Below are 23,924 nucleotides of genomic sequence, written 5' to 3'. Positions count from 1 at the left end.
GTAGGGCGACATTTTTTCGCTATAAAGTGACCAGTTTAATGGTTCGGAGCCCGAAATGCAGACCGTCAACCTGGTGGAAGCCAAAGCCCATCTCAGTCGTCTGGTTGATCTGGCGAAGGAAGGAGAGTCCGTTCGTATTCTTCGTCGCGGCAAGGTCGTCGCACAACTCGTCAAGGCGGAGCCAGTACGTAAACCCATTGCAGTGAGTGCTCTTCGTTCACTTACCAGCATTATGACGCCGCAAAGGGAACCTGCTGCAGAAACTGTTCGCGCGATGCGTGATGAGGCAAGGTATTGAGTCTTTATCTCGATACATCGGTTCTTGTGGCGGCTCTGACCAATGAGGAAGAGACAACCCGGATGCAGGACTGGCTTGGCGCCCAGGCACCTGAAGATCTTTCCATCAGTGACTGGGTTGTCACCGAGTTTTCTTCAGCCCTGTCGATCAAGCTTCGCATGGGCCAGATTACCGTCACAGATCGAGCAAACAGCCTGGCCATGTTCACCCGTCTTCGCACAGAAAGCTTTGGTGTCATGCCTGTGACCAGTCAGAACTTCCGGACGGCGGCAAGATTTTCCGATCAGTATGCTCTGGGTCTGCGTGCCGGAGCCGCCCTCCATCTGGCAGTTTGTGCGGATCATGGCGCGACATTATGTACCCTGGATCGTCGTCTTGCCGAAGCGGGGCCCCAGGTCGGTCTGGCGACTACGCTCCTATGATCGATCCTTGATTGAGGACCATTGGAAAATATCGCGAATTTACGATTGCGGTTCCAGGACGCATTACGATCGCATGCAGTCACACATTTGCTTTATCCCCGGACTGACACGCAGGCTGCATCGATTACGGGTCAGCGCCCTGACATGATACAGGTAGGTCATATTGGACTGAGGACACCGCTTAGTGGGACCGGACGTAACGGCCGAAGCCGTTCATCAGATAGCCCACCATCCTGCCCTCAAAATGAAATCCTCAGGATGATCTCTGCAGGAGATGCTCCAATTGAGCGATCAGGGCAGGCAAAGCCTCTTCTACCGTACGCCAAACAATCCCATAATTGATCTCGAAATAGCCGTGCGCGATCCGGTTCCGCATTCCGCGCATTTGCCTCCACGGAATATGCGGATAACGCGCTACGTCATCCGGGTAGGCAGCCATAACTTTGGTCGTCGCTTCCCCAAGGATAAGCAGGCTCATGACAACGGCCTGCTGGGTCCTGCGATCCTTCAGAAAATCTTCGACCGCCATGCCTTGCACGAAGGAGCGGGCGTCGGTCGCTGCCTCGTGCATATGTCCCAGATAGTCAGTCAAACGAAAATGACGACTCACAAGGCACGCGCTTCAGACAGAACCTCATCCCGGAAGGCTAAGGGCAGATCTTCGGGCGTCCGGAGATCAACTGCTAGTCCCAGAAGATCTTCGAGATCGCTTTGCAGTCCGCCCAGGTCAAAAAGGGTGATTCCCTCGGGCGCATCAACCAGCAGGTCCAGATCACTTCCATCCCGATCCAGGCCATGCACAACGGAGCCAAAGACCCGGGGATTATCGAGTTTCCATTGCCGGGCCAGTCCAATGATGGAGTGACGATGCAGGGCAACGGCTTCAGACGGACGCATGAACACCTCTCCCTTTCCACAAAGCGGTTTATTCTATCAGATCGCTATACTCACCCCAAGGGCGCAAAGATTACTTTATATCTTTTTTTCGGCCTCAGATCGTCGCTACGGAACGTCCCGCACCAACGGTGCAATGGTGTATGAAGAGCCTCTATCAGGCCGGGTCCGACCCGGTTCCAAAGGTGGTACCGGTCCCACCCCGGGCAGGTGCCAAGACGTCGTTGAAATGGGTCCAGTGGTGGTTCATAAAGGGTTCGTACCGGGACCAAAAATGCGCCACCCGACGTCCACGCAGCGATTACCTCACACTGGTACAGCCACTGACACGGCCTGCAGGAGAAACGACGTGACGGAAATGGACTCACAGGCAGGCGGAAACCGTTTCATCCGACGCGTGGCCGGAGAAAAAATTCGTGGTCGGCAAGGACAGAAAGTCTCGCCACTTTACCGCTGGATGATGGAGAATTTCGAGGACATCTCGGAAGCGCGTCAGACAATCCGCGCTTGGGATATCTTCATCGAGATCGCACACGAGGATGGGATAACCGGAACGGTCGAGAACAAGGAAATCACCCGCAAGACGGCCGCCAAGACATGGGCTCGAGTCCGGCGTGCCCATGCCGGGCGATCCCACGATATCGTCCGAAAAAACCAGAAGCAGCTCCTGCCCAGTCGACAGTCTAAAGACTGGAAACCCGATATCATTGACGGGAAACACGGAAGCCTACCTCTTGCCGAAGCAGCCGTGCCGGCAGAAATTGCTTCCCTCCAAAAAAAGCCATCCCAGGTCGCATCATTACCAACGACCATTCCCGAGGCGTCAGTAGCAGACCTGGACGAGGAAGAAATCCGTCGCCGGGGTCGCGCACGGGCCGAAGAGATCATTCGGGATCTGGAAAACCGGCGACGGTTGCAGGAACCCGGCTTTCATCAGGAATGAAACATGACGGCACGCGAACCGAAGACCGCGGCGAAAGAGACCGTAAAGGCGCAACCGACCCTCATGATGGCAATCGGACGCCAGAGGGTTGGAAAAACGACATTCCTCAAGGTCCTCACGGAACTGACCCAGCAGCAGGGAGGCCACCCGGAAATCTGGAATACGGATTCACTCAACAAGTCCAATACCATCGCCTCTCTGGGTGATTACGTCCTGGAACCTGCGACCATAACGGCCAAGGGACAGGCGGCCTGGCTGGAACAGAGGATCGAGCAGCTGGTGGAAACCCAGAACGACGCGATTCTTGACATCGGTGGCGGCTGGACGGCGGTTCATGAACTGGTAAAGGCCTCCCCGCTCGTTGCACAGCTTGAGGAACTCGGGATCAATCTTGTCACGGTTTTCATGATCGGCTCGGAACATGCCGATATCGACTATCTTGAAGACCTGCAGGCAAACCGGGGCTTTATTCCCAAGAACACCGTCATTGTCATTAACGAGGCCCTGCTTAGCGGGCGCGTCGATGCTTCAGAGGAAATCCGGCATATCCTCCAATATCCCGCAATCGAGGGCGCACTTGGCCGCGGGGCTGTCTACGGGGTGTTTCCTGCGCTTGACGGGATAAAGCGTGTCTCGGACCGAGGGCAGTCTTTCATGGACTTTGCGGCGAACAGGCCGGTCCACGGCTTCCCGACAAGTTCGTTTTTCGACCGGTGTCGCGTCAGCCGGTGGCTGAGGCGCGACGTGCCGAAGTTTCTTGCAGCACTTGGCCCCGATTATCTGCCGTGGATGCCCGCAGGCCTGCCAGAAGTTATGGGGGTTGGTGTGTGATGACAGCGCCGAACGAAATCGAAGACGCGGATCGTGCGTTTGCCGAGCACGTCGATAACCTGCGGCGGGTTGCCAATCAGTGGATTTCCCGCCCGATCGCACCCGAAGCGGAAGTGATCTCCGCGCTGATTGTCACGCTGGACCAGATTGGCATGCTGGCCATAGAGGCACGACGCGCGTCGATCCGTTCCGTCACGGAAGCCAGGCTGATCGCAGAGCAGCAGCGCAGGGCACTCGCCGACGATACCGTGGTCATCCGCGAGCAGTTGCGCGACGGGATTGAAGCCGTGCACACGCTGCGCACCATCAACGAAAAGCTGGTCGAGAAAAAACTCCTCGCGATCACCGCGGATATGACGAAAGGATTAAGGGGCGCCATCGAGAGCCAGGCCACGGCCATGACCAGACGGTACAACCTGGAGACGGCCTTTCGCATCCTGGGATACAGCTCCATCGTCCTGATAGCGGGATTTGCGCTCGGACGGATGCCCTGAGCATGTCTGCAACGGGCACGCTCAGGACCGGAACCGAAACGCCGTACGAAGTACTGACACAGGTCGCATGATGCTGGCCGATCCTGTCCGCCTCGCAACAGGAGGCCAAGGTGATCCGGCTCCCCTTCCCATGCCGCCGCACGACGCAAGCGACCGTGGTCCTCGTAACGTGCGGCCTCGTCGCGCCGCCGATCGGGCACGCACAGACAGTAAACGTGCCGGGCGGGCTCCCGACACATGTCAACGCAACCTATCAGGAACCGGGGCTCGGTGGCTGGACCCCGGACACGACAGGCACAGCCCAGGCCACCAGCGGAAGCGGCACCGTCACCCAGACAACGACAGCAGGCACGTCCAACAGCGATGCGCTCGGGACCCTATACCAGCAGTCATGGGGCTATGCGGCAGCCCAGAACGCCGAGGCGCTGGGCGTCAATCCGTCAGCACTGGCCGCGACCTGCGTGGTGGAATCCGGCTGCCAGAACCTCTACACGGCCGGAAACGGCAGTACGATCACCGGCGCGTTCCAGATGAGCAACGGGACCTACAGCCAGACCCTTGGAGAGGCACTGGCCGCAGACCCCTCGCTGGCCTCATCCATCACCAGCGGCACGGCAGGTCAGCAGGACCCGGCGACGCAGGCGGTGGCTGCGGCGCAGTATCTCAAGGATGCCGCAACCAGTCTGCAGCACAGCGGCATCAGTAACCCGACAGCCCTTGATGCCCGGGCCTATTATAACTTTGGCCCGAGCGCGGGTGCTGAAATCGCGACGGCCGACGACAGCAGCCTCATGTCGTCCTACATATCGAGCACGGCGATGTCGGGGAACAATATCAGTTCAACCACCACGGTCGGCCAATGGCGCGCGGTAGTCGCAGCAAAAATGGGCAGTGCCGCGTCCAGTTCGATCCTGACCGGCTGACGAGGAGTCCAGCATGAGGTTTTCCTACCGGGCCGCGATCCTTGCGGCCCTCACCTGCAGCATCAGCCATCCGGCCTTCGCGCTGCACAGAACCCCGATGCGTGCGCTCGACGGGTACAGATGCATGGCCCTTGATGCGCCGGAGCGGGTCATGATGGATTTCCGGCATCCGGTTCCACTGCAGAGCGAACCACGGGACGATGCCCCGAGCATTGCTCCCGCGCTGGCGGTACTTCCGGTCGCCACGGACGCACCGCCTACGAACGGCTACGTCCGGAGCATGACCCTCGCATTGCGTCCCGGCTGGGTCTCGACAAGATGGCTGAAACCCTACGACGTGGTCCATCCCGGCATGACCTGCACGCCCTACGTCATGAATGACGGCAAGCTTGGCTTCGTGTTCGGCAGGGCGACACAATAGGTTTGTCATCTCCACAGTCCGGCATGCTGCATGACCGACATTGTTTTTCATGGGAGCGGAACAGGGAATGCCGCTGCCCGCCGGGAGGGCTGCGAGGCGCCCGGGTCAAGCCTGAGGGCATGCCCCTGAGGTGAACCGGATTGCCCGGAGCGCGGGGCACCGCCCTGCGATCCGGGCGGCCCTGTTCACTGAAAGGGGCGTGTCCTCACCGCGCGAAGCGCGGCGCGCAGCGGGCTTGAGGCGGGCGCCTCGCGGCGACATGCTGGTATCAGGGCATTTTTTTGCAAGCACGATGGCGACCCCGGACACCAGAAGCAGGAACCCGGTTTCCGGGCTCCTGCGGCGTGGTCTCTCAAGGCGTCGGATCGTCGGGCCACCAGGGGTCGGGAGCGTCCGCGATCTCGCGCGCTTTCGCTTCGGCTGCGGCTATGGCTGCGGCCCTTGCGGCCTCAGTCGCCTCCCGCCATGCGTCGATGCCGTGGTCGGCAATAAAGTCATGGGCGCCGTCATCTTCGGGGTGCGGCATTTCCGGGCCGTGATAAAAAGGATTGCGATGCCAGACGTCCCGGTCCGTCAGGACCCATGCGTGGTGGGGCGCAGCACGCGAAAGCGCAAGGGCTTCGTCGCGGTCTGCCATGGATTCATATTCGCTCATGCGGGTCGATCCTTGCGGAAAGGTGCCTTGCCGTGGGTGGCCGGACCCGCTGTGGGTCCGGCCGGGTCGGTCAGAAGCCGAGGGCGTCCATCTCGGCGGCTGCGGCCCGCTGGTCGATGGTACGGGCGTTGCTGGCCGTGTAGGGCTTCCACGGGGTGCCGATCATGTCCTCGTAGGCGGCAAGGGCCCCGCGGGCGGATGCGACCAGAGCGGCGGCCTTGATTCCTTGCTCGGCTGCGAAGCGGCGGGCGTTGGCCGCCCTGTTTTCCAGCCCGTCGACGCCCAACCGGTCCTCTTCGCGATATTCGTTGAACTGTGAGGACAGTTCGCGGGCCTGCGCGCGCTTGGCGTCATAGAACTGGGCGGCCCCGAAGGCGGACGCGACAGCGGCGCCAGCCATGCGCTGGAGGTGCATTTCCAGCCCCTTGTCGTTCTGCTCGCCGTTCCATGTGGTCACGACCAGCACGGGCGAGAGGCTGCGGGCGATGACGGTGAAAGCCTGCCGGGCCGTTTCCGCGAGGGCGTCGGCGTCGAAGTCCTCAAGGCCGAAATGGGAAACGATCTTGGTGATCTGGTCGGGAACGGGGATCAGGGCTTCGGCGGCCTCGATGGTGATGACAGGCGCGCGCCGGGCCGCTTCCTCGAAGCGGCGGGCGGCGGGGGCCTTCTGGCCCGATTTTGCCTTGCTGGCGGCTTTCTTCTCTTGCGCGGAAGCAAGGGCGGCGGTCATTGTGTTGGTAGCGTTGGACATGAAACTTGACCTTTCTGTCTGGCGTCAGCCCTGTCCGGTGTGTCACCATCGGGCGGGGCGTCTGTGGCGGGAACCATTTCCCTCTCCACAAATAAATAATAGTACAGACAGAATATAAATACAATAAAAAAGACAATATATTAGTAGTAAACATTAGTTTACTTATGGTTTTCTTCTCTTTATTTCCTTATGCCCATTTCATAACGTGCGATCTTATAAAGTATTACGTAAGTATTCATCCTGAAGAACCCCAGGGCGAGCGGTCGAACCGTTGCGCGAAAGCGTGGAGACCCCGCAGGGGGCTCCAGTGAGGTTAGCGGCGCAGCCGCTTAGCGAACCAGAGTGAGAGAACCCCGAAGGGGCCGCCCTGATTTTCTTTTTTTCCTGTTGAACAGAGATGTTTCCCGGACCGGCCCTTTCGGGAGAGGAAACCGTATCCAGACGCCCTGTACCTGCGCCGCGTTTTGCGGCCATGCGCTGCAGGGCCACAGCTCCCGTTCGTCTGTGACCCGCGACATTCCTTCAGATACTCTTGATGAAACCGGAAGGCGTGCCTTCGGCAGGATCGACAAACACCACGTCATCCGGTGCCCGGCGCGGTGTGTCAATGGCAAGAAAAATGACAGGATCACGCAGGATACGCGGCACCGCATGCACCGCACGCCGCGGAAAGACCAGCAGGTGCCCGGGGACAAACGGCGCTTCCTCAGCCGGATCATCAATCCAGAATGTCCCTTCTCCGGAAAGCACATGGAGGACTTCATCACACTGGGTATGATAATGCGGCGGCACGTCCCGATAGATCCGGAACACCCTGATACTGGCTTCAGGTTTGTCGGTCAGATAGGTATCCAGCAGCATCGTATCCGCGGTTTCCGGGAACGCCGCGGCAATCCTGTTGAGATCGAACCGTCCACCGGTACGGTTCATGGTCATCAGATGCTCTTCATCAGTCATGAGGCCTGTTCTCCGCCCATGTTCCACACCATGTCTCGACGAGCGCTTTCATGGTCTTTTCCATTTCAGCCAGGAAAACCTTCGAGCACGATCTTGCCCTTTGCCTGACCGCTCTCGATCAGGGCATGGGCCTGCCGCAGGTTCGCCGCCGTGATCAGGCCGAGGTTCCTGCCAAGCGTGGTGCGAATACGCCCGTCATCCACGAGGCGTGAGACTTCGTTGAGAATCTCGCCCTGTCTGCCCATATCGGCTGTGCCGAACAGCGGGCGGGTGAACATCAGCTCCCAGTGCAGCGACAGGCTTTTCTTCTTCAGCGGCAGGGCGTCGAGCGCGGCCGGGTCATCAATCAGGCCGAAATGCCCCTGGGGCGCGATCAGCGCGACAATCTCTGGCATATGCCGATCGGTCTGTGTCGTGGAAAAGACGAAGCCGGGAGCGCCGGTCGGAAGGGCCGCGACCTGCGCGGCAAGAGGCCTGCTGTGATCCACCACATGATGTGCCCCGAGGGATTTTACCCAATCGCGCGTTTCTGGCCGGGAGGCGGTGGCGATGACCGTGACATCGGTCAGGACCCGGGCCAGCTGGATGGCGATGGAGCTGACGCCGCCCGCACCCCCGATAATCAGCACGGCCGGCTTCACGCCAGGGACTGGCCGACGGATATCCAGGCGATCGAACAGCATTTCCCAGGCGGTGATCGCTGTCAGCGGCAGGGCCGCGGCTTCAGCCCAGTTCAGGGAACGGGGCTTACGGCCGACAATCCGCTCGTCGACCAGGTGGAATTCGGCATCGGTTCCCGGGCGATCGAGCGCGCCAGCGTAGAAAACCTCATCCCCGATGGCAAAATCCGTCACTTCAGGTCCGGTGCCGACAACGATCCCGGCGGCGTCCCAGCCCAGAATCCGCCATTGACCCGCGTCCGGCGTGGCGCTGCGACGGACTTTTGTATCGACCGGATTGACCGACACAGCCCTGATTTCCACCAGGAGATCCCGCCCTGAAGGAACAGGCTCCGGCAGATCGATATCCTGAAGGGACGCGGGATTGTCGATCGGGAGAGGCGTCTGGTAACCGACGGCGCGCATGATGTCTGCTCCTGTGTTGATGAAGGAGAACAGTGAGCATTATGCTGGGTTCGGACAAGAACGCACTTTTAACGCCCATAGTATCGGAAATGATACCGTCATGGCCCGTATCCGGCATAAATCACTTGATTGCAGTCCCGGCTGTGCCGTTGAAGCGACGCTTCAGCTGATCGACGGGAAATGGAAAGGGGTGATCCTCTACCACCTGCTTGAGGGAACCCTACGCTTTAACGAAATCCGCAGGCGCCTGCCCAATATCACCCAGCGCATGCTGACGGCGCAGCTCCGCGAACTGGAGCAGGACGGGTTTGTCCTGCGGACGGTCTACGCCGAGGTGCCCCCGAAGGTGGAATACAGCCTGACCGCACGGGGACGGACCCTGGAGCCGGTCATCATGGCCCTCAAGAAATGGGGGGACGAGAATACCGGGTTCAGGCGGGATCCTGAATCCTCTGCGGACCTGGACGAGCCTGCCGCCGATTGTCCGGTCTCCTGCGTTCAGGCTGGCGGGTAAGCGGGCACTGTTGGTGATCCGCATCCACGCTGCAGACATGTACCCGGCCCCTCACCCGGAACATAGACGGTTCCCAGTATTTCCTGCCCCAGTCGCATGACGGACAGATATACGGGACACGCTATCGGGCCATGGAACCACAGGGGGAAACTGCGTGGTAAGACTTCGACGTCGTCGCGTGAAGCCTCCCGACAGGTGCCGGCTGACGGCCCATGAGGCGCAGGTCTGGCGGTCCTTTCGCGCCGCCATCCAGGGCGAGAAAGGAGAGAGCGCCGTAGCCCATGTGCTCGACCGGAGCGGCCTGGCCGTGCTGCACGACGCCATGCTGCCGGCAGGTGGCGGCAGGACGACCCAGATTGACCACCTGTTTCTCAGCCCGAGGGGCATCCATGTCGTAGAGACAAAGCGGTATGGCGGCGAACTGACCGGACACCCGGAAGATGAACGGTGGCGACAGCGTTTCGCGGGCGAGGCGCCCGACGCCCCACCCCGACTAATTTACAGCCCGGTGATGCAGAATGCCGCCCATTGCCGCGCCGTCTACGCGCTGGCCCGCCTCGTGGACCCGACCATCCAGGTCTTCAGCCACGTCGTGATGACGGGAACTGCGGTCCTGTCACCTGCGCTTGTCGCCTGCACCCTTTCCCTTTCCGGGTTGGAAACCCTGCTGCACGATCTTGAGCGCAACGTGCCGCGGGGCACACTGATTGACGCATGGCGGCGCATCGGGCTTGCCTGCCATGCCAGCGGGCATCAGTAAGCGGCCTCCCTGTCGAGAAAATCGAGCAGTTCCGCGATTTCCCCGGTTGAAAGCATGCGCCCACCACAGGCCTCACCGTCGCGGGGAAAGTCGAGCGGCTCGCCGCCATGATCACGGTTGCCGGCGCTGATCCAGAGTACCCGCTCCGGCTCCTCGGGATCATAATCGAGGCGAACCCCGAGGCCATCTCCAAGGTCGATGAAATCGGAGAACAGGTCGTCCTCACACCGCAGCGGAAGCGTGCCGATTTCCACACCGACCCATCTGTCGGGAAATCTGGCCCGGAGAAGGTCGGCGAGCTGGCGCGTATGCAGCCTGAGGTCCGTCGGGTCCCGGACGGGCGGCGGTGGCTCCAGAGGCTGCAGGAAACCCGCCTCGTCATCATCCCAGTCATCGGGTTCAATCGGCGGCACTGGCTTTTTCGCCATAAAGCAGACGTCCTTCGACCAAAAGAAAAGCAATTTAAGACCGAAGCGTCGGACGGAACCAGCCTGTTTGGTGCAATGCCCTGGCCGCGCGAACGCATGTCGCCGCTGCCGGAGCATGCATTGTCCGCATTCACAAGCCAAGCGCATTCAGTTCCTGATCAACCTGCCTCCAACGACCGTCAGACTGGCGTGGTTCGTTCCTGCCGTGATTCCAGCTGCTGACCCGGTTCTCGAGTGGAATTTCGTCAATGAACCGGCTCGGACGGGAAGATCCGCCCTGGCGATAATCACAGAACGTGATCGTGGCCTGCTCCATAGCCCGGGTCAGCGCCACATAGGCAAGGCGACGCTCCTCTTCGGGATTGCGCGACATCGCACCGGGGAAAATCGCCTCTTCCCACGCAGGAAGAAAGACGTGCCGGAATTCCAGTCCTTTCGACCGGTGCATGGTCATGAGCTGAACGCGATCACGACCTTTTTCGCCAGGTGCTCCGCCTGCCAGTGCCGCGTGCTCCAGCAGGTGTTCCGCGCGCCGGAAACCTTGGGCCAGTTCGATCAGTTCCGCGAGGTTCTCCCGCTGGGTTGCCGCTTCATCCGAATCATCAGCCCGCAGCATGTCCAGATACCCTGTTGCCTTGAGCAGGCCGGTAAGGCGCTCCCCAAGGCTTTCCCCTTCCCGACATCCGATCTGTCTGAGGATCTGGACGAATCCCTGCAGCGCCACGGCACATCTCGGGGGCAGCCGGGTCCGTGTAGCCGCCGCGCATAGCGACAGACCACCCGCCGAAGCCTCCATCTCGATTTTCCCCGGGCCCCTGGCGCCAAGGCCCCGCGGGAGCCGGTTGGCCATCCGCCGAAAAGCTTCATCCGACCTGCGCTCATCAGGCCATGCGCAAAGCGTCAGCAGGGCCAGAGCATCCTTGACGGCAGTACGCTGATAGAAACCCACATCCCCGATGATCTCGTACGGAATGCGAGCGTGGAGCAGTGCTTCCTCCAGCGTTCGGGAGAGCCTGTTCTGGCGGTAAATGATAGCCATGTCATGCCAGGCGACGCCGGTCGCCGCGCGGCGGCCAATCTCCCGGGTGATCGCCGCAGCTTCCTCGGTGGCGTAGGAGAACCCCAGCACCTCGATCGGGAAGCCCTCGCCCCGACGTGTGAACAGTGTCTTTTCGATCCGCGACGGGTCAAATGAAATCACCGCATTCGACGCATCAAGAATATGGCGGGTGGAACGGAAGTTCTCCTCCAGCTTGAACATCTTCGCATCAGGAAACTCATGCGGGAAGTTTCGCAGGAAGCCGACTTTCGCCCCGCGCCAGGAATAGATGCTCTGGGAATCATCACCCACGCAGAACAGTTCACCAGACGTCCTGCTAAGCAACGTGAGCCACAGGTACTGGGCGCGGTTCACATCCTGAAACTCGTCCGCCATCACGGCCGTAAAACGGGCGGACCACCGGCGATGGTATGCCGCATCATGCAGCATCGCGAGGATCGGCCACATCAGCAGATCACCAAAATCCGCCGCGTTCTGCTCGCGCAAGATCGCCTGGTAACGACCATACAACCCGACGACAAAGCGCCAGCTTTCGTGATCCACATGGAGATTCGCCGACTGTCGCCTGCCGATCAGGCTTTCAACATGCGCGAAAGCAGCCACCGGTGTGATCAGATCCTCTTTCAGCCGCGCAATCCGCTCGGCCATTTTTTTAATCTGTCTCGCATCTCCTGGCGCTCCTTCCTGCGGCACGGGAAGCTTTTCCTTCGGGACAGTCCTGATCAGGCGGCGGACAATGGCGAGACTGTCCTCGGCGTCACGAATGTCAAAGCCGCTACGCAATTGCGCCACTTCAGGCTCGGCCCGTAGCTGTCGGGCAGCCAGGGCATGAAACGTTCCAAGCCATGTGGGTACCGAGTACGGCCCAAGAACGTCTCCGATGCGCTTACGCATTTCCTGGGCGGCCTTGTTAGTAAAGGTTACACAGAGGATCTGGCCAGGAACCATGCCATGCAGTTCGACGCGGGTTGCGACCCCGGCTGTCAGAGTTTTGGTCTTGCCGGTGCCTGCCCCTGCCAGAACCAGAACATATCCCAGTGCCATTGCCGCGCGCCGCTGTTCTGGCGTCAGGCTATCAAGGACTGGCGCAAGCGCACGCGGAACGGGAAGATTACCGGTCATAGCTCTTCCAGCCCTTCCGCCATGCAACCCGGGGTCGTGGTGATCTTACCGGTCGAGAGCAGGATCGTCGCCGGATAGGAAAGATCCCAGTTCCCAAGCCCGCGTTCCCAGCGTCCATCGATAACCAGGCCGACAGGACAGCCCGGCCGCTCGTACAGGCGGACTGCACTTTGCGGTATCGGGGGATCATTTGCTGCCCACGTCAGGCGCTGGCGCAGATGGCGGTTCCAGATGGTCTGGGCCAGGGGCGACCGGGTAAACGTCCGTGAAAGGTCTGCCTTCATCGCCAGACGCGCGATCCCCCGATCTGCATAGTCTGAAACAGATCCCATGACCTTCTCCTGTGTGAGATGATCCTGCGCGCAGGACCGTTCGGCGCCCACCTCTGTGGCACGCCAGCCGTAAATGACGATCATCCCGTGATCGTCGGCGAAGGAGGCGATGCGGCCTGCCAAGTCACCGCCTCGAGCCATCGAGGCCGCGCGTTGCCCCGCAATCGACGCGCCACCTATTTCCGCATATCCGTCGCCCTTGGCGGCAGGGCTATTCGCGCATGCACTCAGGCCCGCATATGTCCGGACAAAGCCTGCAGCCCGCGATGCCGTCTGCCCGGTGAGCCCAAAGGATTTACGCTGGTTCACAAGGACAGCCCCGGCGATGAACCTGGCCGTGGTGCGGCAGGCTTCCCGACAGGTTCAGACGGAGCAGGCAATGAGGCGTCCGAAACCCGCGGCGGCCGCTGCGTGCCGTGCGCCTCGGCCTGACCCAGCCATGACGGGGAAACCGTCTCCGGCTGCGCTTTCGACCCCGAACCCAGGACTTCGGACAGGCGGCAGAGCGCACCAGGAACGAAACCTGCCTGCATTCCTTCCCTGCGGGTCCTCAGGACCGCATTCCAGTCCTCTCCCGGCCCCTTCGGAGATATCCGTCCTGACCAGAGACCGACGTCCTGTGCCATCGCAGCGAATTTCCCGGCATAACGATCCCCCTGCATGTCGTTATCAACGGCGACAACCAGTCGCGCTTCAGGCTGGGCGGCGACCTGCATCATGACCCGTTTCAGGTTCGCTTCGCTCTCTGGGCTCATGCCGCCCCCTGTCGAGGTATAGAGCGTTCCCTTCGGAAAGCGATCAAGTGCAGCAAAGGACAGTGCATCAATGGCCGCCTCGGTGACGACAAGGCGCGTCACCGGTTCTTCTCCCCCGTCGGCCCGGAAACCGAAGAGACGCTTGCCAACCCCGCCCGTCGAAAACCCCTTGTAATCCGGCCCCCGCATTTCCATGCCGGTGAACTGCCCGTCCGCATCCCGGTGGCCGAACCAGGCGGTTCCGTGCGGGCCTTCCTTCAGCGCCCCCTGCTGTCCAGCAATCGCGACAATATGCTCGGGCAACCCACGGATCTCCGTCAGATAGCACCATGCAGCCGTCCCCTGCCCGGGTGCGGCGCGACGGTTCCACAGTTCAGCGGGATCGCGCCGCGGTCTGTCAGCGGCTCCCTTCGTACGCTCGACAACTTCGAGCGTCGGGCTCCTGCCGATCAGGGCGCGAAGTTCCTGCCTGACATGACCGAGGTTCTTCGAGGGATCGAGATACTGGACAAGCTTGAAGACATCGCCCTTGCCGTCGCCCTTGGGGTCCCACCAGCCCTTGCCATCGTGATTGACAATAATGGCCTCACTGTCACGGCGAAATTTTAGGTTACGGGCGGAACGCTGCGCGGTGGCCTGCCGATCCAGCCGGAACCCGGCTTTCTCCAGCACAACGGCGCAGTTTACGGCATTGCGAAGCTCATCAAGTTCTCTTTGCTGTGCCTCTGGGGAAGACGTGTAAGCCATGAAAGACACTCCTTCACAAACAGCATGGGTTGTGTTTCAGACCGCTCCGGCATTTACGATGAGTATTTGAGATGATCGCGCGGAAACACACGACGACCCCTGTATGGTCCGTCGAGATATTGCGTCCTGCTGATCCGCGTTGAGGGTTTTTATTCTGCGTGAACTGCAAAAGAATACAGGACGCACGAATGGCCGCAGTTTACGCGCGGCAGCAAACGGCACGTGCCAGCGCCACTGCACACGCATTACCGGGACTATGGACGAACGGGCATTCACGGCGCCAGATACTCCCTGTGGAGGATCCCGTCTGCGCCCACATCATGCGACTGACGAAAAAATAAGGTTCACGAACCCGCTTAAAGGTTGATGGAGAAACAGGAGAGACACAGTTCATCCCCGATGTGGACGGACGACCGGCGTTCCAATATCGGCCGATAGGCTTTCCCGATCGCCCACGCCATCAGGTCGGACAGGCCTCACAAGTATTCATGACGGGAACTGGCGCAGCAGAAACCGCTTTTTCTTCTCCCTGAACAGGCACAATGCTCCGGGTCGCTGACGACCCGGAACACCGAACGACCTAAAACGGGATTTCGTCATCCACGTCCTGCGCGCTGGAAGTTGTGGCAGGGGCCGGGCGCTGTGCAGTACTCCGCGACGGGCGATCTTCATCAAAACGTCCATCGCCCGTGCTTCGACCATTGGCCAGCACCTTCAGGTTTCCATCAAACCGATCAATGATGATCTCGGTCACATAACGATCCTGTCCCTGCTGATCGGTCCATTTGCGTGTCTCGAGATGACCTTCGACATAGACCAGCGTTCCCTTCTGGCACCGACGTTCGATCACGGCTGAAAGGTGATCGTTGAAAGAGACGACACGGTGCCACTGGGTTTTTTCCCGGCGCTCACCGCTAGCGCGATCGGTCCAGGTTTCGCTTGTCGCCACGCCGAAGGATGCGATTTTGCCCTCCCCTTCCCTGCGTGCGGCAAGATCCGGATCCCTGCCCAGGTGACCGATGATGATGGCGCGATTGACTGACTGGCTCATGGTCTTGTTCCTTTTTTCCTTCCTGGTCGTCTCCGGCGCCTGCCGGATCTCTGACCTGGTGCGGTCGCGCGGAAGCGGGCCTCAGGCGGTGGGCGCAACCCCTCGGGGCGGCAGTGGTGCGGAAGCCGCGCATGCGGCTTCACGGTGCCGTCCCGACCGCAGGCCTGGGGGTTGCGCCCGACGACGACCGCTTCAGACCGCAAAAACCAGGTCAGAGACCCGGCAGGGGCCGAGGTCATGCTTTTGGATTTTGAATTTTTATTTCTGTTTTATTTTTCTATTTCGCTCATAATCGTGTCATTTATTCTTGTACAATTATGATAGTCGTCCTAGAATTTCCCTGTCTCTACATTGGGAGTTCATCATGGCGGTGATTACTGCGTCGGAAGGACGCATCATCCTGAAGGCCGACTTTCATCCCGAACTGGCAATCCAGGCCCGGCGTTACAGGGGACGTTTTCTCGGCAAGGAAATCGGCTGGTCCTTCCTGCCCGAACATGCGCCGGCGATCCGCCAGCTCTGCCAGACCCTGTATGGTGTGGATGGCACGCCATCTGCATGGAATGACTGCTGCACCGTGCAGGTCGAAGTGGATGAGCAGGATGTCCGGGCACCGCTGTGGCGCCAGTTCAACGCCGATATTTACCTCGGGGGCCGTCACGTTGTCGGCGTTTTTGGTCCACGGCAGGCAGTTCGCACCGGCAGGGGCATAAAATTCCTGCGCGGCCAGCCGCATTGCGCCACCCAGATCGGCGCCTACCACATGGAAGTACCCACCGGCAGCGTTCTGGAAATCCGGAAATATCCGCGTGCCGCACTGGCGTTCCTGGGCCGGTGCCTCGACGGGCATGGCTCCTGGCACATGGCCCAGGGCTAGAGCAGCCCGAGTTGCACGGTGGGCACGGATGCATCCGCTGCCGTCGCTGTTCCGCCATGCTTTGCCTGCAGACGGGCCAACTCCGCTTTCTCGCGCGCAACCTGTTCCTCGCGGGCACGGGTCGTCCATGCCTCGACCAGCAGGTTTTCCCGAACGCGCAGCCTGATTTCCTTCTCTACATCCGACCAGACAAAAGTCGGGTCGCCCCAGCAGGGATATCGTGCAACCTGATCGAGGAAATCGCGCCGTGTGGCTGCATTGTCGAACCATGTCTGCGCGAAGCCGGTCCGATTATAATGCGCGATAAATCCGAACATATTGCACAGACGGTTATATAGGGCCGGGGTAAATTTTTCTGCAGGCATTCCGAGTGCGATGAACCGCAGGATCGCATTACCAAGCTTTGCCTTTTGCTGGACCGTCGCCCATTGGGTGGATTTCAGGACAGCCGGGTCGAAAGGCGGGATCCGAAGCCGCTCGCACAGGATCGGCCCCGCCGTCATGACACCTGGCTCCGGCATCGATAGCCGTTATGAAAGCGGCTCACATCCGGCAGATCAGGATAATGCCCCTCGCCCAGGCCTTCTTCATTCATCCTTTCCAGATAACGCACCGCCACGGTCACACGGCGGGCATTGGCGAGGCTGCGCAATACGACCAGATCCGAGCGGCCTCGCATATAACGGTCTTCCCAGAGACCGGTGACGGGGTTCAGGGCAGCCGCCCCCATCGTGGCGTTCAGAAAGCATTCCACGATCCACGGCCGGGTCCGATAGGGACGTCCCGAAACAGGAGCCGGAAGACGGAAGATGGTTCCGCTGGCAATGGTCCCGACCCGGAGCGGGTTATTACCGCCCTGGAATGGAGACGTATAATACTGGCGGATCATGCCACGTCTCCTTTGCAGGACGCCATGTTTCCGGCGTCGGCTGCGGATCGTCCATGCAGGATCCGTGCGCCATCAGCGTCGTTATCGACCATGAGAACCCATCTGTCGGTCACCAGGGCGCCAGTGCGGTAAGCCGCATCAAAGCCACGTGGCTTACGATCGCCCCGACGGATATGCACAGTGATGGAAAACGAGCGCCCGGGATGCGCGCCGGCGGTCCTCTCACCGTAAAGCGTTACGGCAGTCGAGATTTCCGTGAGCGTCCGGGCTTCTGTCATCCCCCGTGCACCAAGGTGTTCCATCGGCAGCGCCTGAAGGATGGTGCAGCCATCGGAACGGATGCGCACGGCGGGAGTGGCGATCAGGGCAAAGACAGGCATGATGAACTCCATCGCTCAGCACGCCCTCGCGGGCGCACAGGTTTTTACGGTTGGGTTTCAGGCGGCAGACGCCACGTCCTCGATGGACGGCTGACGTGTCGATGAGCCGAAAATGTATTGGGCCGCAGATGAAGCTGCGCTCGCTGCAGTGAAAATGGCGCGCTTGTCAGCCTTCAGCAGTTCCAGCCAGTTCCCGATGTAATCCGCATGGCGGACAGTCGGCTCGATCTGCAGTTCCGCGCATACGAAAGCAGATGTCATCTCTGCGACCAGTTCCTCGGCTGCGTAGGCATGGTCCCCGAACCGCCTGCCAAAGGTGCGCGACAGTCGGCTTTCAGCCCCGGTCCAATGCCCGATCTCATGAAAGACGGTTCTGTACCAGTCGATCTGGTTGAAATAGGACTGCTGGGGCGGAACCCGGATGAAGTCCGCATCCGGGGCATAAAATGCCTTATCGCCGCCGATACGGATGTCCGCCCCGGTTTCGCGCATCAGCGCTTCCGCGTGCGGCACGATTTCGCGTTCCGGCAACGGCGCGGTCGGCGCGACCATGCTCTCCGGCAGGTTCTCGCACTGGTCAACATTGAACACCGTAAACCGCTTTAGAAACGGGATCTGGCGTGGCTCGTCGGAACCTGCTTCCGATTTTGGCGTGAAACGGTCGGCATAAAATACCGTCGTTCCCTTCTCGCCTTTCCTGACATTGCCGCCCTGCGCATGCGCCTGGCGGAACGTCAGCCATTTCTGGGTACAAAACCCCTGCATCTCTACCGAACCCCACAGCATCAGGATGTTGATCCCGGAATAGGCCCGGTCGGTCGCGGCATTACGCGGCAGGGCAATGCCGCATTTCGTGCGGCTCCACGGGCAGACCCATGGCACGGTTCCCGCTTCAAGTTCGCGGATGATGCGGTCAGTGACGCACTGGTGGATGTCGGTACGTTCAGTTCTGGCCATGATCAGTCTCCAGAAAGTGCAGACGCCACCCCGAAGGGCGGCGCGGATGGGCAGCGGATGGCGAGGGTGGTGTCACCTGAGATCGATGATGCCCGTGCACGGATCGAGGAAGACATCGGGCAGCAGGAGGAAAGTGACCATGGAGGCCGTCCAGAGGAGCACGATGGCGACGAATTTGGCGATTTCGACGGCGGGGCGGGACGGCGGCGCAATGCGGTTCTGTGCCATTTCCAGATCCTTTTTTCGGGGGTTTCGACCCCTTCCGGCGACCGCAGGGCAGACTGGCGGGCAAGGGCGCCGCACAGCGGCGGCACCGGAGCCGCGCACAGATGGCGCAGCCATCGCGCACGGCGAGGAGCCACCCCTTGCGCGACAGGCTGGACTGTGGTGCCGATCCTCCCTATATTTGTTTTTTATTTATTATAATTATTTTATATTATCTTGCTTTATACACACATCTCGGAGAATTATTAAAAAATACTATATTTTATATTTGTAAAAGTTTCTGTTTCTCTGCTTGCAAACACGGTTCACATGCATGTCCTAATGGACCCTCTCAAAGCTACGCCGTATATTCATTGATGCGAATGGCGTCATCAACGGCGTCATCGGAAGATTTGTAATCCCATGCTGTTTCGAGAGAGCGATACAACCATCGTGCAAGATCACGCATGACATCAGAGAGTATCTGCGCGGCGTCTTCTGTCATTTCGAAACCGGTCTGACTTTTACGTATCACAGTGACGATCATTGTAAATTCGTGATAATAGGGCCCGGTGTGGCTAATCCGGGCGATTAGCTGGTAGAAATTCCGTCTCTGGATCTGCGCCAGGGTGTCATCAATCGCGTGGAGTTGCGTACGGGCTACGTCACGGCCAGTATTCCAGAAGTCTTCTGTTATTCTGAAAGTTTGCCATAAGTGGGATCGAGGCTTCGATGAATGGGCTGCGCCCGTCCCATCCAGGGCTGGGGGCGGATTTCCTTCAGCCAATCAACGAAACTCGGAATAAACCCAAAGTCCTCGCGCATATGCTGCTCGGCGATCAGCCGCACCGGGACAACCCGCCCGGTGGAAATTGTCAGCACAACGCCAAAAAGTCTCTCAGCGAGGAAAATTCCTTCCGCGTGATGTCTTAGCGCACGATGCCGAAAATCGGCCGAAATCAATTTTGATTCGTCGAACCATGTATGGATAGGCAGGAAGTCATCAGCCGTACCTCCCCACTGCCGCACCGACGAGAGAGCATGATAATAACTATGCGCCATTTCAGGCCTCCTCTGTCCAGCTATGCTCGGAATATTCAGTGGACATATATCGTCCGTTAAATTCGAGCGTCAGCGTTCTGTTGGCCACGTCAAACCTGAAGTCGCCAAAAGCACCCTCATTGTTTTCCCAACCACCGTTGGTCTCGGCCAATGCGGCGTAACAGACCTGTTCGATGACATCCCGCAGGGGAGTACGTTCCGAGACAATCTCGCAATCAGTCCACCTCGCCGTCACCGCATCGACAAGGACGTCGAGCCGTGAATCCTCCCCTTCAGGTACAACAGCAATCTCCTCGATCTGGCCGCTATCTCCTTCACCGTCAAACGACACTGTAACGGCTGTAATCCTGGATACCGAAAGCGTTTCAAAGATGATCCTGCGATTTTGCGCTGAAGCTTCATTGCATGCTCTTTCATGGCGAAGTAACCGCTCTGCATGCTCCGCAAAGCTTCGTTCGAAGTTCTCAGTCATGGCGAGTTCCCTCGGTTGCTCAGGCACGGGCACATACCCGCACTCGTTATCGGAAATGAAGTGGGCCGGACGTTGAAAACCATGTCGTAAGCAGAACAATGACAGGCAATTCCTTACTATAGGCTTGTTAAGCATGGCGTTTCTGATCGTATTTACCATGATTTTTATTATTTTTTACGCCCAGACCTCGCCCGTTACCCACATTTTTTCTTACGTTAATAAAGAATAGTCCTCGCGATATCCGCCGTATGCTTGTTTGCGTCAGGGTGTTTTCGGGGATGCCAGATAGGGGCAACTGATCTGCGCAGGCGTGACATCAATCCACAAACGACTGCCCGCAGTCGCCTCCAGTGCCTTGCGGATGGTATCGGCGGAAAGAAATTCCGCGCCATCATCACCGCCAAACGATGCGCGTTTGACGTCGTACCAGTCGTCAGGACATGTGCGCGGGTCCGCTTCGACGGCATAGGCGACAAGGTTCGCCTGACCCTCAGCGTCACTGAAGCGCGGATAACCATTCGACAATAGGGTAGACGTGGACACCGCTCAGAGAGCAAATGCCACGTCCCCCTCCAAACCGTGCGGGCAGCTTTCACTGCACACGGCTTTCCACCCCCGATTACGCTCTCATTCGAAGATCACGTTGCCGCCCAGCATGGACATTGCGATGGCAATTTATGCAGAGCGGGATACGCTTCCTTTGGCGAGCAGCTCTGACCTGTGCCATCAAAGGCGAGTTGACGTGATCTTTCAGCTTTCTGACGTGATGCACTTCAACCGGAACATTTGATGTTCCGCAAAGCGCACATTCTTCAGAAAACAGTCGATCTACCAAGTCCGTGCGAGCAAAAGCCGCAATGTATCTTGGTAGTGCGTCGACCTTGGCGAATTTCACGGACGGACGAGTGAGATGCCGAAGCTTCCATACCCGCACCCTCCTTAATTTCCCACCTAAGTCTCGGCTAGCCACATACCACTCTCCATCCCTATTACGGACGGAAGTCAAAACCTTGGCCAACGAGCTATGTCGCTTATTGGCAAGTGTCTTGAGAAGGCTTGTCTGTACTACGAACTGAAGCGAACGAAGCTGCGCTTTCACATTCACGCACAGCGCGTAATATTGAACAAACCCGCGGTATTCCGCATTGAACTGTGAAGCGATCTCGTACTCGCTCGAATTGATCAATGCCGGTCGGTCAATACCCCAACGCGTGTCGGGGTAACCGTAACCGTGGCGTTGACAGAACTGGCGGATTTTCGTCCGCGGAACATTCAACGTGATCAGACCGTCTGGATTACGCTTCGTGTAGTTGCGCCCCAGAGTGTCCCTCACGCTCCTTACCTGGTTTGAATTCCAAGTATGGATGTCATAGCCAAGAAATTCTACTCCGTCCGAGGCATGTCGAATGCCGCTCTTTTCCTCAGATACATTAAGTTTCAGGTTTCCAAGAAATTGTCGAACGGCATCCATCATTCTCCGGGCATCATCTTTGCTGCCGATAACACCAATGAGGAAATCATCAGCATACCGGACATAACGAAAGCGCCGATAATCCGGATCCTGTGATGCCAGCGCAGGCACAGATTTGCGAGCCTTATCGAGGACTTTTATATCCTGTTTGAGAGCCGCTATCCTGCCCTGATCTCCTACTGACAGACTTTCTTCTGATCGTACGATCCGACGAATTTGCATCTGTCTGTAATTGATCAACTTCGAAAGACGATTCCATTCTTGCTCCCGGCGACGTTTCACGCCCTTATTTTTAGCCTCCATCCATGTTTCCATGAACAAATCGAGTTCATGAAGATAGATGTTGGCCAAAATGGGCGAGACAATGCCACCTTGCGGAGTTCCACTGTAAGTCCTGCTGAACCTCCAGTTTTCAAGATATCCAGCTTCAAGAAAGCGTCTAATCAGATCAATGATCTTCTTATCAGCAATCCTCTTGCGAAGCAGGTTCACGAGAATGTCGTGGTCGATATTGTCAAAATACCCAACAATATCGACCTCAACGAACCATTTTGTCCCTCTCCACACCTTCTGGATATGCTCCAGTGCAGTATGACAGGACCTATTTGGACGAAACCCATGTGAGTGATTAGAGAAAATCGGCTCATATATGGTTTCAAGGATCGTCCTCAAAGTTTCCTGCACGAGGCGATCCCGAATACTCGGAATCCCCAACGGTCGGAGTTTACCGTTTGATTTTGGTATGTAGACCCGACGAACCGGATTTGGTCGGTAACGTCCTTCCACGACCTCGCTAATCAACGCTTCAAGCTTGTCGAGCGAAAACCCGTCAAGCGTATCTCCGTCAATACCGGGGGTCAGGGAGCCCGAGTTTTGGGCAACCTTCTCATATGCCGCTTTCCAGAGATCACGGCAGGTCATGAGGCGGAATAGGCCGTTAATCGACTTTCCGGCTTTCGAGAGCTTTGGAAGAGTATCCAATCTCTTCATGACGATAGCAGTTTGCATCAGCAGAACCCGTCTTCCGTTAGAGGATACTGTTTTGGGAGCTGCCACCCTTCACCCAAGACCTGACGCTTTCGGTGCGATCGCTCGTACCTTATACGGTGTCTTGCCCTGCTTAAACGCAGGTTGTCCGTCCCATTACAGGAAAGCATTTGGCTACTATGGTGACTCTGTAACCATGCAGGTTTAGGAAGCCTGTTTAGGTTATCCCGGCTTTGCGCTGATGAAAGATGCGACGCACTTAGGTCCTCTGTTCGTTTCATTCCTCGTATGGAGGCAGTGTCGCAAGACTGACATCCCCGGATAGACAGGGGCTTCGGACTGGGCAACCTCATGATACCCTTCCCTTGCGAAACAGTCGTATCAAACGGTTTAATGACTGCTATGGCGTTAATCATCACCGAAACTGGAGTTAAAGCAGTATAGCCTTGACCATATGCATCTTCCCCTGACCCTCTAAACCGTAACCGTTCTTGGCTATTCGGGCCTTGCTCCAACCATGCTATGTTCATTGTCACCTTTCGATTTCAACTAAGGTTGGTGGGGACGGGAGTCGTCAGTTCTCCCGGCGTTTGAAACGCACTTTCGATTCAGCGCCGAACCGGCGCACTCAGGTACACCCCATGATCGCCAACCAGCATCAGGCCTGCCGGTATTTTGGTACGATCGACATCCGCACTGGTCGGATGGCGTGACGACACGCCAGCCTTGAGAAAGGCCGGGTCAACAAGCTGATCATAGGTAGGGGAATGTTCGCTCGCGGCTTGCGCATGAGCGAGAAGACGCGCCACGAGGGCATGGTCGAAATGAAGTTTCATGGCAGTATTCCTTTGTGTAATCCCCTTGCGAGGACACAAAAAAGGCGGAACACCGAAGTATCCCGCCTTAAGAAATAAGAACCGGCGCCTCTGGCCCGAGGGACGCCCGATGCCGTTGCCGGTCATTCATCTTCATCGTCATCAAAAAAACGAAGCGCGGCATCGACCGGGCCGTCCGCATCAAACAGGACGTAATCACAATCGTGATTCCGGGCCAGGGCGAGAATGGCCCGCAGTGACCGCGACCCCGGCCAATCATGGGAGTATGGATCCAGATGGGGTGGACGGCCTCCATGCGACATCAATGTGCCATGATGAGGTCGGAAGACCATTCAGAGGAGACCGC

Annotated in this window: 31 protein-coding genes and 2 pseudogenes; 10 read left to right on the top strand and 23 right to left on the bottom strand. The window is 58.6% G+C overall.

What is annotated here, in order from left to right; genetic code table 11:
- Nucleotides 1-55 precede the first annotated feature (55 nt).
- Nucleotides 56-298 (top strand): type II toxin-antitoxin system Phd/YefM family antitoxin, encoded by a 243-nt coding sequence (locus DV027_RS08685; protein ID WP_010518306.1) that lies wholly within the window; start codon nucleotides 56-58, stop codon nucleotides 296-298.
- The gene (locus DV027_RS08680; protein ID WP_019086860.1) at nucleotides 295-720 is read left to right on the top strand and encodes a type II toxin-antitoxin system VapC family toxin; all 426 of its coding nucleotides are present in this window, start codon (nucleotides 295-297) and stop codon (nucleotides 718-720) included. The genes DV027_RS08685 and DV027_RS08680 overlap by 4 nt, the downstream gene beginning before the upstream one ends.
- A gap of 253 nt (nucleotides 721-973) precedes the next feature.
- Here the strand turns inward: DV027_RS08680 and DV027_RS08675 are convergent, their stop codons facing one another.
- Complete coding sequence (locus DV027_RS08675; RefSeq protein WP_026018796.1) at nucleotides 974-1,312, bottom strand: HepT-like ribonuclease domain-containing protein; 339 nt, start codon at nucleotides 1,310-1,312, stop codon at nucleotides 974-976.
- A 14-nt stretch (nucleotides 1,313-1,326) separates the two neighbouring features.
- A complete protein-coding gene (locus tag DV027_RS08670) occupies nucleotides 1,327-1,617 on the bottom strand; it encodes a nucleotidyltransferase family protein (RefSeq protein ID WP_010518281.1) in 291 nt (96 codons plus the stop codon).
- Between the two features lie 355 nt (nucleotides 1,618-1,972).
- On the opposite strand from DV027_RS08670, the gene DV027_RS08665 reads away from it, so the two are divergent.
- From DV027_RS08665 to DV027_RS08645, 5 genes are all read left to right on the top strand, one after another.
- Nucleotides 1,973-2,557 (top strand): hypothetical protein, encoded by a 585-nt coding sequence (locus DV027_RS08665; protein WP_130731476.1) that lies wholly within the window; start codon nucleotides 1,973-1,975, stop codon nucleotides 2,555-2,557.
- Between the two features lie 3 nt (nucleotides 2,558-2,560).
- Complete coding sequence (locus DV027_RS08660) at nucleotides 2,561-3,388, top strand: FAD-binding oxidoreductase (RefSeq protein ID WP_010518286.1); 828 nt, start codon at nucleotides 2,561-2,563, stop codon at nucleotides 3,386-3,388.
- Complete coding sequence (locus DV027_RS08655) at nucleotides 3,388-3,882, top strand: hypothetical protein (protein ID WP_034926264.1); 495 nt, start codon at nucleotides 3,388-3,390, stop codon at nucleotides 3,880-3,882. The genes DV027_RS08660 and DV027_RS08655 overlap by 1 nt, the downstream gene beginning before the upstream one ends.
- 110 nt (nucleotides 3,883-3,992) lie before the next feature.
- A complete protein-coding gene (locus DV027_RS08650; RefSeq protein ID WP_130731453.1) occupies nucleotides 3,993-4,805 on the top strand; it encodes a hypothetical protein in 813 nt (270 codons plus the stop codon).
- Nucleotides 4,806-4,818: 13 nt separating this feature from the next.
- Entirely contained in the window at nucleotides 4,819-5,226 is a 408-nt protein-coding gene (locus DV027_RS08645; RefSeq protein WP_130731452.1) for a hypothetical protein, read from the top strand.
- A 352-nt stretch (nucleotides 5,227-5,578) separates the two neighbouring features.
- On the opposite strand, the gene DV027_RS08640 is transcribed toward DV027_RS08645, so the two are convergent.
- The 4 genes from DV027_RS08640 to DV027_RS08625 form a co-directional block, all read right to left on the bottom strand.
- The gene (locus DV027_RS08640) at nucleotides 5,579-5,881 is read right to left on the bottom strand and encodes a hypothetical protein (RefSeq protein WP_129552119.1); all 303 of its coding nucleotides are present in this window, start codon (nucleotides 5,879-5,881) and stop codon (nucleotides 5,579-5,581) included.
- 70 nt (nucleotides 5,882-5,951) lie between these two features.
- Nucleotides 5,952-6,632 carry a hypothetical protein gene (locus DV027_RS08635; protein ID WP_130731451.1) on the bottom strand — a complete coding sequence of 227 codons (681 nt, stop codon included), beginning with the start codon at nucleotides 6,630-6,632 and terminating at the stop codon, nucleotides 5,952-5,954.
- Between the two features lie 522 nt (nucleotides 6,633-7,154).
- The gene (locus tag DV027_RS08630) at nucleotides 7,155-7,589 is read right to left on the bottom strand and encodes a cupin domain-containing protein (RefSeq protein ID WP_130731450.1); all 435 of its coding nucleotides are present in this window, start codon (nucleotides 7,587-7,589) and stop codon (nucleotides 7,155-7,157) included.
- 65 nt (nucleotides 7,590-7,654) lie between these two features.
- Entirely contained in the window at nucleotides 7,655-8,674 is a 1,020-nt protein-coding gene (locus tag DV027_RS08625) for a zinc-binding alcohol dehydrogenase family protein (protein ID WP_130731449.1), read from the bottom strand.
- Between the two features lie 100 nt (nucleotides 8,675-8,774).
- Between DV027_RS08625 and DV027_RS08620 the strand changes: the two genes are divergently transcribed.
- Nucleotides 8,775-9,188 (top strand): winged helix-turn-helix transcriptional regulator, encoded by a 414-nt coding sequence (locus tag DV027_RS08620; protein WP_180967607.1) that lies wholly within the window; start codon nucleotides 8,775-8,777, stop codon nucleotides 9,186-9,188.
- Between the two features lie 154 nt (nucleotides 9,189-9,342).
- The gene (locus tag DV027_RS08615; RefSeq protein WP_242621811.1) at nucleotides 9,343-9,948 is read left to right on the top strand and encodes a nuclease-related domain-containing protein; all 606 of its coding nucleotides are present in this window, start codon (nucleotides 9,343-9,345) and stop codon (nucleotides 9,946-9,948) included.
- Here the strand turns inward: DV027_RS08615 and DV027_RS08610 are convergent.
- The 5 genes from DV027_RS08610 to ssb all read right to left on the bottom strand — a co-directional run bounded on the left by DV027_RS08610 (nucleotide 9,942) and on the right by ssb (nucleotide 15,443).
- Nucleotides 9,942-10,376: a hypothetical protein gene (locus DV027_RS08610; RefSeq protein WP_061275296.1), complete on the bottom strand. Its 435-nt coding sequence runs from the start codon at nucleotides 10,374-10,376 to the stop codon at nucleotides 9,942-9,944. The genes DV027_RS08615 and DV027_RS08610 overlap by 7 nt on opposite strands.
- 130 nt (nucleotides 10,377-10,506) lie before the next feature.
- On the bottom strand, nucleotides 10,507-12,558 hold the full coding sequence (locus DV027_RS08605; RefSeq protein WP_130731448.1) for an ATP-dependent helicase: 2,052 nt from the start codon (nucleotides 12,556-12,558) through the stop codon (nucleotides 10,507-10,509).
- Nucleotides 12,555-13,013, bottom strand: a complete 459-nt coding sequence (locus DV027_RS08600) for a hypothetical protein (protein WP_242621810.1) — start codon at nucleotides 13,011-13,013, stop codon at nucleotides 12,555-12,557. Before DV027_RS08600 ends, DV027_RS08605 begins: the two co-directional genes overlap by 4 nt.
- Before the next feature lie 182 nt (nucleotides 13,014-13,195).
- On the bottom strand, nucleotides 13,196-14,392 hold the full coding sequence (locus tag DV027_RS08595) for a DUF3991 and TOPRIM domain-containing protein (protein ID WP_130731447.1): 1,197 nt from the start codon (nucleotides 14,390-14,392) through the stop codon (nucleotides 13,196-13,198).
- A gap of 580 nt (nucleotides 14,393-14,972) precedes the next feature.
- Nucleotides 14,973-15,443 carry a single-stranded DNA-binding protein gene (ssb, locus tag DV027_RS08590; RefSeq protein ID WP_130731446.1) on the bottom strand — a complete coding sequence of 157 codons (471 nt, stop codon included), beginning with the start codon at nucleotides 15,441-15,443 and terminating at the stop codon, nucleotides 14,973-14,975.
- A gap of 364 nt (nucleotides 15,444-15,807) precedes the next feature.
- Here ssb and DV027_RS08585 point away from each other — a divergent pair, with 364 nt between their 5' ends.
- Nucleotides 15,808-16,320 (top strand): hypothetical protein, encoded by a 513-nt coding sequence (locus DV027_RS08585; RefSeq protein WP_130731445.1) that lies wholly within the window; start codon nucleotides 15,808-15,810, stop codon nucleotides 16,318-16,320.
- On the opposite strand, the gene DV027_RS08580 is transcribed toward DV027_RS08585, so the two are convergent.
- From DV027_RS08580 to DV027_RS18220, 12 genes and pseudogenes are all read right to left on the bottom strand, one after another.
- Nucleotides 16,317-16,823: a hypothetical protein gene (locus tag DV027_RS08580; protein ID WP_130731444.1), complete on the bottom strand. Its 507-nt coding sequence runs from the start codon at nucleotides 16,821-16,823 to the stop codon at nucleotides 16,317-16,319. The genes DV027_RS08585 and DV027_RS08580 overlap by 4 nt on opposite strands.
- Nucleotides 16,820-17,209 carry a hypothetical protein gene (locus DV027_RS08575; protein ID WP_130731443.1) on the bottom strand — a complete coding sequence of 130 codons (390 nt, stop codon included), beginning with the start codon at nucleotides 17,207-17,209 and terminating at the stop codon, nucleotides 16,820-16,822. The genes DV027_RS08580 and DV027_RS08575 overlap by 4 nt, the downstream gene beginning before the upstream one ends.
- Nucleotides 17,206-17,589 (bottom strand): hypothetical protein, encoded by a 384-nt coding sequence (locus DV027_RS08570; protein WP_242621809.1) that lies wholly within the window; start codon nucleotides 17,587-17,589, stop codon nucleotides 17,206-17,208. The genes DV027_RS08575 and DV027_RS08570 overlap by 4 nt, the downstream gene beginning before the upstream one ends.
- Before the next feature lie 57 nt (nucleotides 17,590-17,646).
- The gene (locus DV027_RS08565; protein WP_130731441.1) at nucleotides 17,647-18,546 is read right to left on the bottom strand and encodes an ArdC family protein; all 900 of its coding nucleotides are present in this window, start codon (nucleotides 18,544-18,546) and stop codon (nucleotides 17,647-17,649) included.
- Between the two features lie 72 nt (nucleotides 18,547-18,618).
- Nucleotides 18,619-18,774 carry a hypothetical protein gene (locus DV027_RS17500; RefSeq protein WP_010512122.1) on the bottom strand — a complete coding sequence of 52 codons (156 nt, stop codon included), beginning with the start codon at nucleotides 18,772-18,774 and terminating at the stop codon, nucleotides 18,619-18,621.
- A 334-nt stretch (nucleotides 18,775-19,108) separates the two neighbouring features.
- Nucleotides 19,109-19,255 (bottom strand): hypothetical protein, encoded by a 147-nt coding sequence (locus DV027_RS08560; RefSeq protein WP_227000938.1) that lies wholly within the window; start codon nucleotides 19,253-19,255, stop codon nucleotides 19,109-19,111.
- A 188-nt stretch (nucleotides 19,256-19,443) separates the two neighbouring features.
- Nucleotides 19,444-19,812: a DUF6915 family protein gene (locus DV027_RS08555; RefSeq protein ID WP_130731440.1), complete on the bottom strand. Its 369-nt coding sequence runs from the start codon at nucleotides 19,810-19,812 to the stop codon at nucleotides 19,444-19,446.
- A 1-nt stretch (nucleotide 19,813) separates the two neighbouring features.
- Entirely contained in the window at nucleotides 19,814-20,284 is a 471-nt protein-coding gene (locus DV027_RS08550; RefSeq protein WP_014106771.1) for a DUF6878 family protein, read from the bottom strand.
- 261 nt (nucleotides 20,285-20,545) lie between these two features.
- Nucleotides 20,546-20,812 (bottom strand): annotated as a pseudogene (locus tag DV027_RS08545) (DUF3085 domain-containing protein); the annotation flags it as partial.
- Nucleotides 20,813-20,903: 91 nt separating this feature from the next.
- A complete protein-coding gene (ltrA, locus tag DV027_RS08540; RefSeq protein WP_048883769.1) occupies nucleotides 20,904-22,763 on the bottom strand; it encodes a group II intron reverse transcriptase/maturase in 1,860 nt (619 codons plus the stop codon).
- A 608-nt stretch (nucleotides 22,764-23,371) separates the two neighbouring features.
- Nucleotides 23,372-23,578, bottom strand: a pseudogene (locus tag DV027_RS08535) (DUF3085 domain-containing protein); the annotation flags it as partial.
- 122 nt (nucleotides 23,579-23,700) lie between these two features.
- A complete protein-coding gene (locus tag DV027_RS18220) occupies nucleotides 23,701-23,910 on the bottom strand; it encodes a DUF5983 family protein (protein WP_475584074.1) in 210 nt (69 codons plus the stop codon).
- Between the last annotated feature and the right edge of the window lie 14 nt (nucleotides 23,911-23,924).

Origin of the sequence: Komagataeibacter xylinus (assembly GCF_004302915.1) — a bacterium.
Lineage (GTDB): Bacteria > Pseudomonadota > Alphaproteobacteria > Acetobacterales > Acetobacteraceae > Komagataeibacter > Komagataeibacter xylinus_C.
This window is presented reverse-complemented; position numbering and strand designations above follow the sequence as displayed.

Excerpts from the sequence above, each read along its gene's own strand:
- DV027_RS08685 (WP_010518306.1), top strand. The coding sequence starts at position 56 with ATGCAGACCGTCAACCTGGTGGAAGCCAAAGCCCATCTCAGTCGTCTG.
- DV027_RS08670 (WP_010518281.1), bottom strand. The coding sequence starts at position 1,617 with ATGCGTCCGTCTGAAGCCGTTGCCCTGCATCGTCACTCCATCATTGGA.
- DV027_RS08665 (WP_130731476.1), top strand. The coding sequence starts at position 1,973 with ATGGACTCACAGGCAGGCGGAAACCGTTTCATCCGACGCGTGGCCGGA.
- DV027_RS08660 (WP_010518286.1), top strand. The coding sequence starts at position 2,561 with ATGACGGCACGCGAACCGAAGACCGCGGCGAAAGAGACCGTAAAGGCG.
- DV027_RS08655 (WP_034926264.1), top strand. The coding sequence starts at position 3,388 with ATGACAGCGCCGAACGAAATCGAAGACGCGGATCGTGCGTTTGCCGAG.
- DV027_RS08645 (WP_130731452.1), top strand. The coding sequence starts at position 4,819 with ATGAGGTTTTCCTACCGGGCCGCGATCCTTGCGGCCCTCACCTGCAGC.
- DV027_RS08640 (WP_129552119.1), bottom strand. The coding sequence starts at position 5,881 with ATGAGCGAATATGAATCCATGGCAGACCGCGACGAAGCCCTTGCGCTT.
- DV027_RS08635 (WP_130731451.1), bottom strand. The coding sequence starts at position 6,632 with ATGTCCAACGCTACCAACACAATGACCGCCGCCCTTGCTTCCGCGCAA.
- DV027_RS08630 (WP_130731450.1), bottom strand. The coding sequence starts at position 7,589 with ATGACTGATGAAGAGCATCTGATGACCATGAACCGTACCGGTGGACGG.
- DV027_RS08625 (WP_130731449.1), bottom strand. The coding sequence starts at position 8,674 with ATGCGCGCCGTCGGTTACCAGACGCCTCTCCCGATCGACAATCCCGCG.
- DV027_RS08620 (WP_180967607.1), top strand. The coding sequence starts at position 8,775 with ATGGCCCGTATCCGGCATAAATCACTTGATTGCAGTCCCGGCTGTGCC.
- DV027_RS08610 (WP_061275296.1), bottom strand. The coding sequence starts at position 10,376 with ATGGCGAAAAAGCCAGTGCCGCCGATTGAACCCGATGACTGGGATGAT.
- DV027_RS08605 (WP_130731448.1), bottom strand. The coding sequence starts at position 12,558 with ATGACCGGTAATCTTCCCGTTCCGCGTGCGCTTGCGCCAGTCCTTGAT.
- DV027_RS08595 (WP_130731447.1), bottom strand. The coding sequence starts at position 14,392 with ATGGCTTACACGTCTTCCCCAGAGGCACAGCAAAGAGAACTTGATGAG.
- ssb (WP_130731446.1), bottom strand. The coding sequence starts at position 15,443 with ATGAGCCAGTCAGTCAATCGCGCCATCATCATCGGTCACCTGGGCAGG.
- DV027_RS08585 (WP_130731445.1), top strand. The coding sequence starts at position 15,808 with ATGGCGGTGATTACTGCGTCGGAAGGACGCATCATCCTGAAGGCCGAC.
- DV027_RS08580 (WP_130731444.1), bottom strand. The coding sequence starts at position 16,823 with ATGACGGCGGGGCCGATCCTGTGCGAGCGGCTTCGGATCCCGCCTTTC.
- DV027_RS08575 (WP_130731443.1), bottom strand. The coding sequence starts at position 17,209 with ATGATCCGCCAGTATTATACGTCTCCATTCCAGGGCGGTAATAACCCG.
- DV027_RS08570 (WP_242621809.1), bottom strand. The coding sequence starts at position 17,589 with ATGCCTGTCTTTGCCCTGATCGCCACTCCCGCCGTGCGCATCCGTTCC.
- DV027_RS08565 (WP_130731441.1), bottom strand. The coding sequence starts at position 18,546 with ATGGCCAGAACTGAACGTACCGACATCCACCAGTGCGTCACTGACCGC.
- DV027_RS17500 (WP_010512122.1), bottom strand. The coding sequence starts at position 18,774 with ATGGCACAGAACCGCATTGCGCCGCCGTCCCGCCCCGCCGTCGAAATC.
- DV027_RS08560 (WP_227000938.1), bottom strand. The coding sequence starts at position 19,255 with ATGACAGAAGACGCCGCGCAGATACTCTCTGATGTCATGCGTGATCTT.
- DV027_RS08555 (WP_130731440.1), bottom strand. The coding sequence starts at position 19,812 with ATGGCGCATAGTTATTATCATGCTCTCTCGTCGGTGCGGCAGTGGGGA.
- DV027_RS08550 (WP_014106771.1), bottom strand. The coding sequence starts at position 20,284 with ATGACTGAGAACTTCGAACGAAGCTTTGCGGAGCATGCAGAGCGGTTA.
- ltrA (WP_048883769.1), bottom strand. The coding sequence starts at position 22,763 with ATGCAAACTGCTATCGTCATGAAGAGATTGGATACTCTTCCAAAGCTC.
- DV027_RS18220 (WP_475584074.1), bottom strand. The coding sequence starts at position 23,910 with ATGGTCTTCCGACCTCATCATGGCACATTGATGTCGCATGGAGGCCGT.